Origin of the sequence: Streptomyces sp. DG1A-41 (assembly GCF_037055355.1) — a bacterium.
Taxonomy (GTDB): Bacteria; Actinomycetota; Actinomycetes; order Streptomycetales; family Streptomycetaceae; genus Streptomyces.
On record NZ_CP146350.1, the window covers coordinates 2,061,476 to 2,077,535 of the forward strand.

The 16,060-nt window shown below is 70.5% G+C and carries 11 protein-coding genes and 4 pseudogenes; 11 read left to right on the plus strand and 4 right to left on the minus strand.

The genetic code is table 11. From position 1 onward, the window contains the following. Nucleotides 1–134: 134 nt before the first annotated feature. Nucleotides 135–287 carry a hypothetical protein gene (locus V8690_RS09685; protein ID WP_162501109.1) on the plus strand — a complete coding sequence of 51 codons (153 nt, stop codon included), beginning with the start codon at nucleotides 135–137 and terminating at the stop codon, nucleotides 285–287. Between the two features lie 160 nt (nucleotides 288–447). On the opposite strand, the pseudogene V8690_RS09690 reads toward V8690_RS09685, so the two are convergent. Both V8690_RS09690 and V8690_RS09695 read right to left on the minus strand, forming a co-directional pair. After that, a pseudogene (locus tag V8690_RS09690) lies at nucleotides 448–1,508 on the minus strand (IS701 family transposase); the annotation flags it as partial. Between the two features lie 22 nt (nucleotides 1,509–1,530). After that, nucleotides 1,531–2,803: pseudogene (locus V8690_RS09695) on the minus strand (IS701 family transposase). A 228-nt stretch (nucleotides 2,804–3,031) separates the two neighbouring features. On the opposite strand from V8690_RS09695, the gene V8690_RS09700 reads away from it, so the two are divergent. From V8690_RS09700 to V8690_RS09720, 5 genes are all read left to right on the plus strand, one after another. Beyond that, nucleotides 3,032–3,565 (plus strand): VOC family protein, encoded by a 534-nt coding sequence (locus V8690_RS09700; protein ID WP_338777353.1) that lies wholly within the window; start codon nucleotides 3,032–3,034, stop codon nucleotides 3,563–3,565. A gap of 127 nt (nucleotides 3,566–3,692) precedes the next feature. Beyond that, nucleotides 3,693–4,217, plus strand: a complete 525-nt coding sequence (locus V8690_RS09705) for an ATP-binding protein (protein WP_338777355.1) — start codon at nucleotides 3,693–3,695, stop codon at nucleotides 4,215–4,217. 368 nt (nucleotides 4,218–4,585) lie between these two features. Beyond that, nucleotides 4,586–5,533, plus strand: coding sequence for a hypothetical protein (locus tag V8690_RS09710; protein WP_338777358.1), 948 nt, complete (start codon nucleotides 4,586–4,588; stop codon nucleotides 5,531–5,533). A 191-nt stretch (nucleotides 5,534–5,724) separates the two neighbouring features. Continuing rightward, a complete protein-coding gene (locus V8690_RS09715; RefSeq protein WP_338777360.1) occupies nucleotides 5,725–6,825 on the plus strand; it encodes a LacI family DNA-binding transcriptional regulator in 1,101 nt (366 codons plus the stop codon). After that, nucleotides 6,822–7,727: a carbohydrate kinase gene (locus tag V8690_RS09720; RefSeq protein ID WP_338777362.1), complete on the plus strand. Its 906-nt coding sequence runs from the start codon at nucleotides 6,822–6,824 to the stop codon at nucleotides 7,725–7,727. The genes V8690_RS09715 and V8690_RS09720 overlap by 4 nt, the downstream gene beginning before the upstream one ends. Before the next feature lie 53 nt (nucleotides 7,728–7,780). On the opposite strand, the pseudogene V8690_RS09725 reads toward V8690_RS09720, so the two are convergent. Beyond that, a pseudogene (locus tag V8690_RS09725) lies at nucleotides 7,781–8,626 on the minus strand (helix-turn-helix domain-containing protein). Between the two features lie 169 nt (nucleotides 8,627–8,795). Between V8690_RS09725 and V8690_RS09730 the strand changes: the two are divergent. Beyond that, entirely contained in the window at nucleotides 8,796–9,272 is a 477-nt protein-coding gene (locus tag V8690_RS09730; protein ID WP_338777364.1) for a YceI family protein, read from the plus strand. A gap of 71 nt (nucleotides 9,273–9,343) precedes the next feature. Here the strand turns inward: V8690_RS09730 and uvrA are convergent, their stop codons facing one another. Then, a complete protein-coding gene (uvrA, locus tag V8690_RS09735; RefSeq protein WP_338777366.1) occupies nucleotides 9,344–12,379 on the minus strand; it encodes an excinuclease ABC subunit UvrA in 3,036 nt (1,011 codons plus the stop codon). Between the two features lie 224 nt (nucleotides 12,380–12,603). Here uvrA and V8690_RS09740 point away from each other — a divergent pair, with 224 nt between their 5' ends. The 4 genes and pseudogenes from V8690_RS09740 to V8690_RS09755 form a co-directional block, all read left to right on the plus strand. Beyond that, nucleotides 12,604–13,293, plus strand: coding sequence for a maleylpyruvate isomerase family mycothiol-dependent enzyme (locus V8690_RS09740; protein WP_338777369.1), 690 nt, complete (start codon nucleotides 12,604–12,606; stop codon nucleotides 13,291–13,293). 35 nt (nucleotides 13,294–13,328) lie between these two features. Beyond that, a complete protein-coding gene (locus V8690_RS09745) occupies nucleotides 13,329–13,985 on the plus strand; it encodes an MBL fold metallo-hydrolase (protein WP_338777371.1) in 657 nt (218 codons plus the stop codon). 321 nt (nucleotides 13,986–14,306) lie between these two features. Continuing rightward, entirely contained in the window at nucleotides 14,307–15,170 is an 864-nt protein-coding gene (locus tag V8690_RS09750) for an ABC transporter substrate-binding protein (RefSeq protein ID WP_338777374.1), read from the plus strand. 2 nt (nucleotides 15,171–15,172) lie between these two features. Continuing rightward, nucleotides 15,173–16,048: pseudogene (locus tag V8690_RS09755) on the plus strand (amino acid ABC transporter permease); the annotation flags it as partial. Nucleotides 16,049–16,060 lie beyond the last annotated feature (12 nt).

Here is a 16,060-nt window from a genome sequence, read left to right on the forward strand (position 1 = left end):
GGCATCCCACGGGAACACGGCGATGTCCGGCGGACGGAGTCCGTGTCGGTGCAGGCACAGGTTGTCGGTGCGGACCGCCCGTTTCGGTGAGAAACGGGCGGGCCACGGGTCGGAGGGCTGCGCAGATGAAGCGGATGCGGATCGAGAAAACCCGGCGGGCCGTCCGTGCCCGCCGGTACGCGGACGAACCGTTCGCGCTGCACGACGCCCTCGACCCTCGCGACCCCGACATAGTGCGGGCCAAGCGCCTGGCCGTCGAGGAACGGGGCGGAAGCGACCGCTCCTAGTACTGCAACGGTGCTTGCCGTGACTGATGGCCAGGTCAGAGGCTGTGTCCGCGTCGTTTGTAGTGGCTGGTGCGGGCCTGGTGTTGTCGTCTTCGGCGCCAGGCCGACCAGTGCAGGATGTGCTCGACGGGGGCGGGTCGGCGGTCGGTGAGGCGGGTGATCAGCCGTCGTATCTCGGCGAGGCTGAGGTGGATGAGCTGGGAGGATCCGTTTCTGCTTTCCCGGCATCCAGCTCGCGGGCTCGCAGGACGGTCAGGCAGGCGTGGGCGGCCATGGCCAGGGTCATGTGTCGGTGCCAGCCGGGGAAGCGGCGGACTTGGTAGTCGTCCAGGCCGCATTCCTGTTTCGCGCTCTGGAAGCACTCCTCGATGGCCCACCTGCTGCCCGCGATGCGGATCAGGTCGTCAAGTGTTGTCTCGGCCGGGCAGTAGGCGATGTAGAAGAGATCTCCCCGGGTCGGCTCACGCTGCGGCGGGCGATGACCCAGTGGCGGCGGTCGGGCCGGTGCCAGGGCCGGACCTCGACGCGTGCCCAGTCGTAGATCCGCAGGCCGTGAGCCCCGCTGCCGCAGGAACGACGCTTCCATTTCTGCCGGGCAAGACCGTTGAACAAGTCGTGGACGGGATGGTCGATCGCCCAGCGGGTGACCACGGTGTCGTGGCGGGTGGTGGCCATGACGTGGAAGACGTCCGCCCGCTCCAGTTCCGACCGCCAGCCTTTGCTGAACCCGTAGGCGGCATCCGCGGTCACCCACCGAAACGGCATCTTGTCCGCCATGGCGCGGCGGACCATCGCCTTCGCCATGGCCACCTTGGTCTCAAAGGCGACCTCGTCATCGACGCCGGCCCGGCGGCACCTTTCGCGGTCGTCGGTCCAGGAGGTGGGCAGATACAGACGCCGGTCGATCAGTGTCCGCCCGCGGTCGGTTGCATATGCGAGGAAGACGCCGACCTGGCAGTTCTCCGTCCGCCCAGCGGTGCCGGAGTACTGCCGCTGCACCCCGGCCGACCGCGTCCCCTTCTTCAGGAAGCCCGTGTCGTCCACGACCAGGACGGCGTCCTGGTCGTGGAGGTTTTCGACCACGTACTGACGCACGTCGTCGAGCACCTCATCCGCGTCCCACTCGATCCGGTTCAGCATCCGGTGGATACGGTCCGGGCCTGCGTGGCCGGCTTCCTCCGCCAGCGTCCAGCCGTTCTTCCGCTGCAGCGGAGCGATTAGTACTCCAGTGCGGTTTCGTGATCTATCCAGCGGGTTCGTCGGCGGATCGTCGTCGGTAGTGGCTGCGTCGGGCTGTGGCCTGGTGTCGTCTGCGCCAGGTGGACCAGTGCAGCAGCCTGGCCACGGACATGGCCGGCGGGGTGAGGACGGTGGCGAGCAGGTGGCGGATCTCCGGGACGGTCAGCGTGATCGGCTCGCGACTGCGGGTGGGGTGGTAGGGGTCGTTGGGCCGCTCGGGGGCCGCGCTGGCGGCGAGGGCGGTCAGGAAGGCCAGAGCGAACATGGCGAGGGTGATGTGCCGGTGCCAGGCGGTCCAGTTGCGGACCTGGTAGTGGTCGAGACCGACCTGGCCCTTGGTGGCCTGGAAGCACTCCTCGACGCTCCAGCGGACACCGGCGACGCGGACCAGCTCCGCAAGGGTGACCGTGGCGGGTGACCAGCACAGGTAGAAGGCGAGTTCGCCGGTAGTGCGGTTGCGGCGGACGAGCAGGTGGCGGTGGCTGCCGGTGCCGATGTGGATCCAGGCCCAGTCGTAGTAGCGCGGACCCTTCGCGCCGTTGCCTGCGCTGTGCCGCTGCCAGGCAGAGGCGGGCAGCCGGCCGGCGGCAGTATCCGCGCGGATGGGTGTGCGGCCGTGGTTGATCCTCACCCGAGTCGAGCAGGCGACGGCCAGGACGTAGCCGACGCCGCGTGCCTCGAGGGCGGCACGAAGCTGGGGGTCCTGGCCGTAGGCTTCGTCGCCGGTCACCCAGGGGGCGGTGATCCCGGCGTCCAGCGCGGCGGTGATCATTTCTGCGGCCAGGCGTGGCTTGGTGGCGAACTCCACGTCGTCGGGTATTCCGGCCGCGCTGCGGCGTTCGGGATCAGTGCACCAGGAGTCCGGAAGGTAGAGCCGTCGGTCGATCAGGGCCCGGCCCCGGCTGGTGGCCAGGGCGAGGAACACGCCGACCTGCGCGTTCTCGATGCGTCCCGCGGTGCCGGTGTACTGCCTCTGCACTCCCGCCGAGGACCGGCCCTTCTTCAGGAAGCCGGTCTCGTCGACGACGAGAACGCCGCCGTCAGTGCCGAGATGTTCGGCGGCGTAGACGCGCAGGTCGTCGCGGACCGCCTCGGCGTCCCAGCGGGCGTAGCGCAGCAGGCGTTGCATCGGCCCGGGCCGGGCAAGGCCGCCCTGTTCGGCCAGCTGCCAGCAGTTCTTCCGTTCGACGTTCGACGTTCGACAGTAGTCCGAGCAGGTAGGCGCGGGCCGCAGCCCGGGGTTCAACTCGCCGGAACCGGCCCGCGATCCGGGCCATGACCTGGTCGAACATCGCCCGCCAGGAGGCAGGGTCTACGCTATGGCCTGCGGCCACCGCACGATCTTCAGAAGTCCACACAACCCCCGATGATCACGCGGTGGCCGTACCCGTTCCCAGCCGGGTCCGCGACAAGATCGCGAAGTCAGACTGGAGTATTAGGACAAACGTTGGCCTACTTCGTCGCTAACCTCCCTGCTGGCAATCAACTTCAGCGAAAGGACCGCGATGCCCGAGCAGACCAACGCCGCGCCGCAGGGCTACACCACCGTCGCACCTTGGGTCGTCACGGACGACACGGGGGCCTTCCTCGACTTCGTCGCCCAGGCGTTCGACGGTGAAGAACTGGCGCGAGTGGTGACCGAGGACGGCCTGATCGGTCACGCTGAGATCCGAATCGGCGACACCGTCGTGATGGCCTTCGACCGGCACGCCGACTGGCCCACCATGCCGAGCCTGCTGAACGTGTACGCAGCCGACGTGGACAAGGCATTCACCCAAGCCATCGAAGCCGGCGGCCATGTCATCACGCCCCTGGCCAACGATGCCTTCGGGCAGCGCGGAGGACGTATCAAGGACCCCTTCGGCAACATCTGGTGGGTGTCCGGCCAGGTTGAGGACCTCACTGAAGAGCAGATGTGGGAGCGGCTGCAGGACCCCGTGTACGCCGAGGCCATGCGGGAGGCTCAGGAGACGCTCGACGCCGAGCTCAGCGGTCGACGCCACGGACGCAGCAGCGCACCCGTCAAGACCACCAGCTGACTGAAAACGCGAGCCTCCATAGCGGCGGCCTCATGGTTTTCCACAACAACCACCTGCCTGATCTCCCCGTCTGCCGTCGTCCCACCCGTAGGGGAAGCGGGCTTGGCCTTCGTGACAAGATCTGGGCGTGACGACGTTGTTCCTGACGGTCGGCCTGCCAGGGGCCGGAAAGACAACGAGAGCGCGGCAGCTGGCCAAGGAGCACAGCGCGCTGCGGCTGACGCCTGATGAGTGGATGCTCCCGCTGTTCGGTGATCCGCAGCCGGCCGGGAAGCGCGATGTGCTGGAAGGACGGCTGCTCTGGCTGGGTCTGGAGGCGCTGAAGCTGGGAACGAACGTGGTCCTGGATTTCGGATGCTGGTCTCGTGACAAGAGGTCCACGATCCGCTGGTTGGTGATGTCTGTGGGCGCGTCCTGTCAACTCGTGTACGTGCCGGTGGACCATGAGACCCAACGCGCTCGGATCGCCCATCGCCAGTCGACCACCCCTGATCAGACCTTCGCGATGAGCGAGACGGACCTCTTGCACTGGAGGACGCTGTTCGAGGAGCCCGACGCCACGGAACTCGATGGACATGAGGTAGGAGGTCCGCCTCCTGGGTGGTCCGGATGGCTGGAGTGGGCCGCCGATCGGTGGCCATCGCTCGCGTGACTGTCCGGCCAACCTTGGTGCCGCCCAGTAACGCAGCTGTGCCAGGAGCGCCGAGCCCGGAAAGATCCGCCGGACAGGCTCTAGACAGGGCCGGCCCCGGCGGAGGCCGGGCGCACCGTCAGCAGAGACCGCCCGGGGTGCTGCACCCCGGGCGGTCGCATGTCCGGACGGGGCCGGGCGCAGGAGTACGTCACTGTCCGGCATCAGGTGTTGTCGGGACCAGGTCAACACGCTTCAATGCGGGGGAACTCGGGACCCTGAACGACGGCGTACGGATGTGAAGGTTTCCCCTGCGCCGGCGGGACGGCCCCGGGCGGGCCGTGCGAACGGTCTGACCAGCCGTCGCCGACTCACAGAGAGGCCCCTGCATGCCGCACGCCCCACAGCACGCGGACGTCGCCACCGCGGAACTGGACTCTGTTCTGCGAGGCGGCCCCTTCCACGTCGCCCTGCGTGCCGCGATCGCCGCCCGCGGGCTGCCGCTGCAACGCGTGCAGCACCATCTGTCCCGGCACGGGGTGAAGGTCGGCGTCACCAGCCTGAGTTACTGGCAGCAGGGGGCCAGGCGCCCGCAGCGCCCCGAGTCGCTGCGGGCCGTGCGCGCGCTGGAGGAGATCCTGGAACTTCCCGAGGAGTCGCTGATCCGGCTGCTCGCCGAGTCCGGCGAAGGCCCCTCCGGGCACCGGTCCGCGGCCCGCTCCTACCGCTCCCTCGTCGAGGCCTCCGGGGTCCTGGACCAGCTGCTGGCCGAGCTGGACTGCCCGCCGGACGGCGGTCTGCACACCCTCGGGCACCACGAGCGGCTGCGGATCGGGGCGCGGCGCGAACTGGCCGAGCGGGAGTCGCACCACATCGTGCGCGCCCACCGGGACGGCGTCGACCGCTTCGTGGCCGTCCACCACGGCGACCGGGGGGCCGTGCCGGAGCGCATGAGGGTGCACGCGCTGGAGAACTGCCGCACGGGACGCGTCCGTTGGCACCGCGACACGGGTGTGCTCGCCGCCGAGCTGCTCTTCGACACCCGGCTGCGGGCCGGTGACACGTTCCTGTTCCGTTTCGGCGTCGAGGACGGCACGGCCGGTGTGTCATACGAGTACCTCCGCGGCTTCGACTCCCCCGGCGGCCAGTACGCGCTCCAGGTGTGCTTCGACGCGGCGGCCCTCCCGGCGCGCTGCCACCGTTTCGCCCAGCACTCGGCGGCGGCCCCGCGCACCGGCTGCCAGGACCTGGCGCTGAGCGCGCGGCACCGGTCGGTTCACCTGGTCGAGCCGCGGGTGCGGTCCGGGTTCGTGGGGATCGGCTGGGCCTGGGAGTAGCCGGACGGACGACGACGGGGCCGGCGCCCGGCCCCGGACCCGCCCGGCCCCGGACCAAGGACGTGACGAACACGCCGGCCGACGTAAACGCTTGCGCAAACGTTTACGTCCGGCATTGGATGCGATACCGTCCCGGCTGTGGGGCGCCGGACGGCGCATCGGAAGACGGACGGGAAGGCGGAGGGAACGCCATGGCGACCATGGCCGACGTCGCACGGAGCGCCGGTGTCTCCGTGGCGACCGTCTCGCACGTCCTGAACGGCACCCGGCCGGTACTGCCGCACACCCGCCAGGCGGTCCTGGACGCCGTGGAGGAGCTGGGCTACACCACGAACACGCTGGCCCGTTCCCTGGTGACGGCCCGCACCCGGTCCATCGGGCTCGCGGTGTCGGCGATCAGCAACCCCTACTTCACGGAGATCCTCCAGGGCGTCGAGGCCAGTGCCCTGGAACACGGTTACAGCCTCCTGATCGCCGATCCGCACGACGACCCGGAGCACGAGCGCAAGGTCGTCCAGCTGCTGCACGAGCGCCGGGTGGACGGCATGATCGTCGCGCCCTCCGCGGATCCGCGCGGGCTGCTCGCCTACCTGGGGCGGCACGACGTACCGGCCGTGTTCCTCGACCGGCTGGTGGACGCCCCGGACGGCGGACCGCGCTTCGACCAGGTCTGCGCCGACAACGCCGAACCGACGTCCCGGCTGGTCACCCACCTCGCCGGTCTCGGTCACCGGCGGATCGGGCTGGTGGCGGGACGGCCGGGGCTCAGCACCACGAGCGAGCGGATCACCGGCTACCGGACCGGCCTCGCGTTCGCGGGACTGCCGTACGACGAACGGCTCCTGGTGCACGGCGACTCGGAGTCGGCCGGCGCCGAACAGGCCACCGCCGCCCTGCTGTCCCTCGTGGTGCCGCCCACCGCGCTGGTCACCGGCAACAACGCCATGACCATCGGGGCGCTGCGTGCCCTGCGCGCGCACGGCCTGTCCGTGCCCGGCGACATCGCGCTGTGCTGCTTCGACGACTTCGCCTGGGCGGACCTGTTCTCGCCCCGGCTCACCGCGATCGCGCAGCCCAGCAGGGACATCGGCGCCCGGGCCGTACGCGTGCTCCTGGAACGTCTCGCCGAGCCGGACCGGCCCGCCCGGACCGTGCGGCTCCCCTGCGCCTTCGCCCACCGCACGTCGTGCGGCTGCCCCGAGGAGCCGGCACGGCCCGCGGAGTCGGGGCAGTCCGTGCGGCTCGAGCAGCCTGAGCAGTCCGCGCAGTCCGAGAGAGGAATCGTCGCATGATCGTCGTCGCCGGTGAGGCACTGATCGACCTGGTACCGCGGGGCACGGGTGCCCTGGCGGCACTCCGGCCGGCGCTCGGCGGCGGCCCCTACAACACGGCGGTGGCACTGGGCCGTCTCGGCTCCCCCGCAGCCTTCTGCTCCCGGGTGTCGTACGACGCCTTCGGGGAGGTCCTTCTGGACCGGCTGCGGGAGACCGGGGTGGACGTGTCGTCGGTGCAGCGCGGCGCCGAGCCCACGACCCTCGCCGTCGCCACGGTCGGCGCGGACGGCTCGGCGGCGTACTCCTTCTACGTCGACGGGACGGCGGACCGGCTGTTCACGGCGCCCTCCGCGCTGCCGCCGGGCACCCGGGCCGTCTCCTTCGGGACCTGCTCGCTGGTGCTGGAGCCGGGGGCGAGCGCCTACGAGGAGCTGATGCGTGCGACGGCCGCGCGGGGCGTGTTCACCGCGCTGGACCCGAACATCAGGGCCGGGCTGATCCCGGACGCGGACGCCTACCGGGCGCGGTTCAAGAGCTGGCTGCCGTCGGTGTCGCTGCTGAAGCTGTCCGAGGAGGACGCCCAGTGGCTCGGCGGCACGCCCCAGGAGTGGCTGGCGGCCGGTCCCGCGGCGGTCGTGATCACCCGGGGCGGCGACGGGCTGACCGCCTTCACCGCCGGTGGCGAGTACTCGGTGCCGGGCGAGCGGGTGGAGGTCGTGGACACCATCGGCGCGGGAGACACGGTGAACGCGGCGCTGCTGCACGGACTCGCGGCACGTGACGCGCTCAGCGTGCAGGCGCTGGCCACGCTGGGGCCCGACGGCTGGACGGGGCTGCTGGGCTTCGCGGCCCGTGCGGCGGCGATCACCTGCTCCCGGGCCGGGGCGGAACCGCCGTACGCGCACGAACTGGAGGGCTGACACCTCCGGCGGTTCAGGGCGGACGACACGGAACGCGCCCCGGTGCGTGTCGCTCAGCCGGCCTCCCCCACGGCCCGCAGCGCGCCGGGGCGACGGCCGTTGAGGCGGTCCATGGCGGCGGCCGTGGCATCGTCCGCGGGCAGGTGGACGATCAGGCGCTGGCCCTCGTCGGACGCGAACGTCTCGTGCAGCAGTCGCAGCGATCCGGCCTCGGGGTGCTCGATGTGCTGGGAGCCCGTCCGTCGCGGTGCCGTGGCCAGGTCGGCGAAGTCCGCTCCGGCCGCCACCGTCAGCTCGTCGGCCGGCTCGGCGAGGTGCGGGTCCCGCAAGGGGACGCCGTGCCGGAGCCGGGCGACGAGGTCGTCGGCCACCCGGTCCCAGTCGCGGTAGGCGCTGCGGGCCCGCCCGTCGGTGAACAGGTACCTCAGCGGATTGGGGCGCTCGTCGTCGAGCAGGCCGATGGGGCCGACCAGGCGTTCGTAACCGGCCGTGTGGGTCAGGACGTCGCCGACCCAGTTGACCACCAGTGCGGGAGCCGGCTCCAGGTGGTCCAGCACGGCCCGTACGGTGGGGCGCGCCGTGCGGCTGAGCGGCGGGGCCGCCGCGCACAGCAGCGGGTCGCCGCCGTCGGCCTCCTTGGTCAGGCGGCGCAGCAGCATTCGGTCGGCGAGAGACAGGTTGAGAACGTCGGCGAGGGCGCCGAGCACCTGGGCGGAGGGGTTGCGGTCGCGTCCCTGTTCCAGCCGGTTCGACGCTGACGCCAGCGAGCGTGGCCAGTTCGGCACGCCGCAGGCCCGGGGTGCGGCGCCGGGCGCGGGGCCGGCGGGCAGGCCCGCCTCCGCCGGGGTGACGGCTTCGCGCCAGCTGCGCAGGAACGTGCCCGACTCGTAGCCGCTCACCCGCCGAACGTTCAGCGCCTGCGGGCGCGGCGGGTAGCCCCTTCACCACCAGGTTCGGGCCGGTCTCCCTCGGAGCGCGCGCGGCCTTCAGGGTGGAGGGCATGACGAATGACACCGCCACCACCGCACTGCCGCTGGCCCCTGGGCCCTCGACCCGCTCCACTCCGCCGTGGGCTTCACCATCCGTCACCTGGGCATCGCCAAGGTGCGGGGGCGCTTCGAGCGGCTGGAGGCCGAACTGTTCGTCGGGGAACGCGTCGAGGACGTGCGGGTCTCGGCGACCGTCGACCTGGCCTCGATCGACACCGGCAACGCCGACCGGGACGCGCATGTACGCGCCTCCGATCTGCCCGACGTCGAGAAGCGCCCGACGATGACGTACCGCTCGACGCGGGTGTCGGGTGAGGGGGAGCACTGGACGATGGAGGGCGAGCTGACGATCGGCGAGGTGACTCGCCCGGTGGCGCTCGCCGTGGAGTTCGGCGGGCTGGTCGATGTGCCCATGGACGGCAGCCGGCAAGCCGGCTTCGAGGCGACGGGCGAGATCCGGCGCAGCGAGTTCGGGCTCGACTTCGCCCCCGGTCTGCTCGGTGAGGTGGTGAAGATCCAGCTCGACATGCAGTTCGTGGAGCCGGAGAACGCCTGACCGCACTACGACGCGCCGTGTCCCACAGGGACTCCCTGTGGGACACGGCGCGTCGCGTGGGAAGGAGCCGGTCAGCCCTTCGTCGTCCGCGTCGTCTTCTTCGCGGCGGCCTTCGTGGACTTCGCGGCTGTCTTCTTGGCCGCGGTGCCGGCCGCGGTGTTGTTGACCGTCCTGGTGGCGGTCCTGGTCGCCCTGGTCTGCGCGGGGACCGTCTTCTTCGCGGCCGTCTTGCGCGGTGCCTTGACGGAGGACGCGTCACTGATCCGGTCGGCGCCGAGGACCTCGCGCAGGAACTTGCCGGTGTGGCTGGCCGGGACCGCGGCTACCTCCTCGGGCGTGCCCTCGGCGACGACCAGACCGCCGCCGGCGCCGCCTTCGGGGCCCATGTCGACGATCCAGTCGGCGGTCTTGATCACGTCGAGGTTGTGCTCGATGACGATGACTGTGTTGCCCTTGTCGACCAGTCCGGACAGGACCGTCAGCAGCTTGCTGATGTCCTCGAAGTGCAGACCGGTGGTCGGCTCGTCCAGGACGTAGACCGTGCGGCCGGTGGAGCGGCGCTGGAGCTCGCTGGCGAGCTTGACGCGCTGGGCCTCACCGCCGGACAGGGTGGTCGCGGACTGGCCGAGCCGGACGTAGCCGAGGCCGACGTCCTTGAGGGTCTTCATGTGGCGGGAGATCGCGGGGACCGCCTCGAAGAACTCCGTGGCCTCCTCGATCGGCATGTTCAGGACGTCGGCGATGGACTTGCCCTTGTAGTGGACCTCCAGGGTCTCCCGGTTGTACCGGGCGCCGTGGCAGACCTCGCACGGGACGTAGACATCCGGGAGGAAGTTCATCTCGATCTTGATGGTGCCGTCGCCCGCGCAGTTCTCGCAGCGGCCGCCCTTGACGTTGAAGGAGAAGCGGCCGGGCATGTAGCCGCGGACCTTCGCCTCGGTGGTCTCGGCGAACAGCTTGCGGATGTGGTCGAAGACGCCGGTGTACGTGGCCGGGTTGGAGCGGGGGGTGCGGCCGATGGGCGACTGGTCGACGTGCACGACCTTGTCGACGAGGTCGTCGCCGTCCACGCGCGTGTGCCGCCCGGGCACGTTCCTCGCGCCGTTCAGCTCGCGGGCCAGGTGCGTGTACAGGATGTCGTTGACCAGGGTCGACTTGCCGGAGCCGGACACGCCGGTGACGGCGGTGAACACGCCCAGCGGGAACGAGACGTCGATGTCCTGGAGGTTGTTCTCACGGGCGCCGTGCACCGTGAGCTGCCGGGAGGGGTCGACCGGACGCCGGATGTCGGGCAGCGGGATGGCCTTCTTGCCGGACAGGTACTGACCGGTCTGCGACTCGGCGTTGACGAGCAGTTCCTTCAGGGAGCCGCTGTGCACGACTTTGCCGCCGTGCTCACCGGCGCCGGGGCCGATGTCGACGATCCAGTCGGCGGTCTTGATGGTGTCCTCGTCGTGCTCGACGACGATGAGCGTGTTGCCCATGTCGCGCAGCCGGACCAGGGTCTCGATCAGCCGGTGGTTGTCGCGCTGGTGCAGGCCGATGGACGGCTCGTCGAGGACGTACAGCACGCCGACGAGGCCGGAGCCGATCTGGGTGGCCAGACGGATGCGCTGGGCCTCGCCGCCGGAGAGGGTGCCGGCCGCGCGGTTCAGCGAGAGGTAGTCCAGGCCGACGTCGACGAGGAAGCGCAGCCGCTCGTTGACCTCCTTCAGGACGCGCTCGGCGATCTTCTTGTCGCGGGCGCTGAGCTTCAGCTCCCTCAGGAAGTCCGCGCAGTCGCTGATCGACATCGCGGAGACCTCCGCGATGGACTTGTCCATGATCGTGACCGCGAGGACGATCGGCTTCAGGCGCGTGCCCTCACAGGTCGGGCAGGGCACCTCGCGCATGTAGCCCTCGAAGCGCTCGCGGCTGGCGTCGCTCTCGGCCTCGCTGTGCCGGCGCTTGACGAAGGGGACGGCGCCCTCGAAGGCCGTGGTGTACCGGCGCTCGCGCCCGTAGCGGTTGCGGTAGCGGACCTCGACCTGGGTCTTGTGGCCGTGGAGCAGTGCCTTCTTGGCGCGCTGCGGGAGGCCCGCGAAGGGGATGTCCGTACGGAAGCCCAGGGCGTCGGCGAGTGCGCCGATCAGGCGGCCGAAGTAGTCCTTGGTGTGGCCGTGCGACCAGGGGTGGATGGCACCCTCGTCGAGGCTCTTGTCCGGGTCCGGGACGATGAGCTCCGCGTCGACCTCCATGCGCGTGCCGATGCCGGAGCAGTCCGGGCAGGCGCCGAAGGGCGAATTGAAGGAGAAGGAGCGCGGCTCCAGCTCCTCGAAGGACAGGTCGTCGTACGCGCAGTACAGGTGCTCCGAGTACATGCGCTCGCGCTCGGGGTCGTCCTCGGGGAGGTCGACGAAGTCGAGCACGACCATGCCGCCGGACAGGCCGAGGGCGGTCTCGACGGAGTCGGTGAGACGGCGCTTGGCGCCTTCCTTGACCGTGAGGCGGTCGACGACCACCTCGATGGTGTGCTTCTCCTGCTTCTTCAGCGTGGGCGGGGTGGACAGCTGGATGGTCTCGCCGTCCACCCGCGCGCGGGAGTAGCCCTTGGTCTGGAGGTCGGCGAAGAGGTCGACGAACTCGCCCTTGCGCTCGCGCACCAGCGGCGACAGCACCTGGAAGCGGCTGCCCTCCGGCAGCTCCAGGACCTTGTCGACGATGGCCTGCGGCGACTGGCGCGAGATCGGGCGGCCGCACTCGGGGCAGTGCGGCTTGCCGATGCGCGCGAAGAGCAGACGCAGGTAGTCGTAGACCTCGGTGATGGTGCCGACCGTGGAGCGCGGGTTGCGCGAGGTCGACTTCTGGTCGATGGAGACGGCCGGGGACAGGCCCTCGATGAAGTCGACGTCCGGCTTGTCCATCTGGCCGAGGAACTGCCGGGCGTACGAGGACAGCGACTCCACGTAGCGCCGCTGTCCCTCGGCGAAGATGGTGTCGAAGGCCAGCGAGGACTTGCCCGACCCCGACAGGCCCGTGAAGACGATGAGCGAGTCGCGCGGGAGGTCGAGCGAGACGTTCTTGAGATTGTGCTCGCGCGCTCCACGAACGATGAGACGGTCGGCCACGCCGGTCCGCACCTTTCTTGAGAGAAGTGACAGGGGCGGGGCCCCCGTGCTTTCTCAGACTAGGGGGAGCCACTGACAACGCCGGTCGGATTCACGGGTTGCCAACAAACCCCGGCTTTCCAGCATGCCCGACGTCACGTCCGACCATATAGCACGCGCTTTCGATTACCGGCAGTGGTTCACCACCTTCACCCGAAGGTGTGGCCGGGGCTAGGGTCAGCACCATGATTGATCACGGTCATGACCTGGCGTCTGTACATGCCGCTACGGAACGGCTGCTCATCGCAGTCGGCAAACTGGACAACGCCTCTGTGACGCAGCCGTCACGGCTACCCGGCTGGACCCGGGGCCATGTGCTGGCCCACCTCGCCCGCAACGCCGACGCGCTCGTGAACGTCCTGGAAGGCCGTCCCATGTACGTCTCCGGCGACGCCCGGGACGCCGACATCGAGCGGGACGCCCCGCGCTCCCTCGACGTCCAGCTCGCCGACCTGCGCGAGAGCGCGGCCCGCCTCCAGGAGGCCGGGGCCGCTCCGGCGGACTGGTCGCGCACGGTGGAGCTGCGGGGCGGGGTCACGGACTCCGCGTCCCGGGTGCCGTTCCGGCGGTGGGTGGAGGTGGAGCTGCACCACGTGGACCTGGGGATCGGGTACGAGCTGGAGGATCTGCCGGCGGAGTTCACGGAGCGGGAGATCGCCTTCCTGGCCGACCGGTTCGCAGGGCACCCCGACGTACCGCCCACGCGCCTCACGGACGGCACGCGCGCGTGGAGCACGGGACGGGAGACGGACGACGGGCCCGAGGTGATCGTCACCGGTCCCCCGGCGGACCTGCTGGGCTGGCTCGCCGGCCGCCGCACCGGAGCCGCGCTGACGGTGGACGGCGCCCGACTTCCGGTACTGCCCCCGCTGTAGGACCCGGGCCGCTCCCCCGCTATAGGCTGGCGGACATGACGTACAGCGGACAGGTGACGGTCGGCGGACCTGCCGACGTGCACGAGCTCAAGGACCTGATGATCACCAAGATCGCGGTCGGTCCGATGAACAACAACGCCTATCTGCTGCGCTGCCGGGCCACGGACGAGCAGTTGCTGATCGACGCCGCGAACGAGGCGGAGACCCTGCTCGGCATGATCGGTGACGACGGCATCGCGTCCGTCGTCACGACCCACCGGCACGGCGACCACTGGCAGGCGCTCGCCGACGTCGTGGCGGCCACCGGCGCTCGCACGTACGCGGGCCGGGAGGACGCCGACGGCATCCCGGTGCGGACCGACGTGCTGGTCGACGACGGCGACATCATCCGGGTGGGGCGCGTGGAACTCACCGCGCGCCACCTGGTCGGACACACGCCCGGTTCGATCGCCCTCGTCTACGACGACCCGCACGGGCATCCCCATGTGTTCACCGGGGACTGCCTCTTCCCCGGCGGCGTGGGCAACACCCACAAGGACCCCAAGGCGTTCGCCAGTCTCATCCACGATGTGGAGACCAAGATCTTCGACGTCCTCCCGGACGAGACGTGGGTCTACCCGGGGCACGGCGACGACACGACGCTGGGCGCGGAACGCCCGCAGTTGCCGGAGTGGCACGCGCGCGGGTGGTGAGGCCCGCGCGGGGCGCACGCGTGTGGAGCAGAGGGCCGCGCACGCGCCCCGTGTGAATCGTTCGCACACGCCGGTGTCGTACATACGCTCCCCCTGTACGTAGTTGCGCGGTCAACTGGTAGGAGCCCCGCGCAGGATGACGGCTCCTGGGCGGATGGGCCGCCGGTCTGTCGATCCCCGCCCTCGGCCGGCGGCCCCGGCGACTGCCGAACTCGGCGCGCGCCGGGGAGCGTTCACAAGAACGCAACACCCGCTCCCACGATGTGAGCACGTTCCGTCGTGACCTCGACAAACAGGACCGCCGGCTGTCAATCTCGCGCCATGCATCCTGCCCCGCGTGCCCTGCGCCGCGCTGCCGCCGCCGTCACCGTCGCCCTGCTCGCCACCGCCGTCGGCTGCGCACCGCAGCCGGAGGAGCCCGCGGCCGGACACACGTGCGAGAAGGGCAAGTTGGCCACCCGGACCTCGGGCAAGCTGACGATCGCCACCGACGAACCCGCCTACGAGCCGTGGTTCAAGGACGACGCCCCGGCCAGCGGCAAGGGCTTCGAGTCGGCGGTCGCGTACGCCGTCGCCCGGCAGCTCGGCTACGGCAAGGACAAGGTCATCTGGCAGACCGTCCCGTTCAACAAGGCCTTCGCGCCCGGCGAGAAGACGTTCGACCTCGACATCAACCAGGTGTCCATCAGCGACGAGCGCAAGAAGGCCGTGGACTTCTCGTCCGGCTACTACGACGTGCGCCAGGCCGTCGTCGCCCTGAAGGGCTCCAAGGCGGCGAAGGCGAAGAGCGTCGCGGACCTGAAGGACGTGAAGCTGGGCGCCCAGGTCGGCACCACCAGCCTCGACTACATCGACGACGTGGTGCGGCCCACGCGGGCCGCCGCAGTGTTCGGCAAGAACGACCAGGCCAAGTCCGCCCTGAGGAACGGCCAGGTCGACGCCATCGTCGTGGACCTGCCGACCGCCTTCTACATCACCGGGGCCGAGATCACGGACGCGACGATCGTCGGCCAGTTCGAGAACCAGGGCGGCACGCCGGAGCAGTTCGGTCTCGTGCTCGACAAGGGCAGCGCGCTCACCTCCTGCGTCTCGCGGGCCGTGGACACGCTGCGCGAGGACGGCACGCTCGCGAGGATCGAGCAGCAGTGGCTGTCGGACGCCGTCGACGCTCCGGTGCTCAAGTGACGGTGAACAAGGAGGAGCCGGCGGTGGGCTCCGGCGCGCACGACACGCGGGACGGCTACGTGCCGTCGCAGCGGCGCCTGGACCGTGAGCGCTACAAGAGCGCCCACGCCCGGCGCGCCACGGCGATCGGCGCGCTCTCGACCCTCGTCACCGGAGCCGTCCTCTACCTGGTCGTCGTCAACGCCCCGGGCTGGCCGCGCACCAGGGAGACATTCTTCGACTGGGGGTACGCGCGCGAGGCGTTCCCGAAGGTCCTCGAGGGACTGTGGCTGAACGTCCGGCTGCTGCTGGTCTGCGGGGCGGCGGTGCTCGTCCTCGGCATGCTGATCGCCGTGGCCCGTACGCTGCGCGGGCCGGTGTTCTTCCCGCTGCGCGTCCTGGCCGCCGCGTACACGGACTTCTTCCGAGGGCTGCCGCTGATCATCAACCTGATGATCGTGGTCCTCGGCGTCCCCGCACTGCGGCTCCAGGGGGTGACCGTCGATCCGGTGCTCCTCGGCGGCACCGCGCTCACCCTGACGTACTCGGCGTACGTCGCCGAGGTGTTCCGGGCCGGCATCGAGTCCGTGCACCCCTCGCAGCGCGCCGCGGCCCGCTCGCTCGGGCTGAGCAACCGGCAGGCGCTGCGGTACGTGGTGCTGCCCCAGGCGGTGCGCCGCCAGGTGCCGCCGCTGCTGAACGACCTGGTGTCGCTCCAGAAGGACACCGGGCTGGTCTCGATCGGCGGTGCGGTGGACGCCGTACGGGCCGCCGACATCATCGTGGGCCGCAGCCTCAACTACACGCCGTACATCGTCGCGGGTCTGGTCTTCGTCGCGCTGACCATCCCGATGACCCGCTTCACGGACTGGGTGACGGCACGGATGGACCGCCGGCGGGGCCCAGGGAGG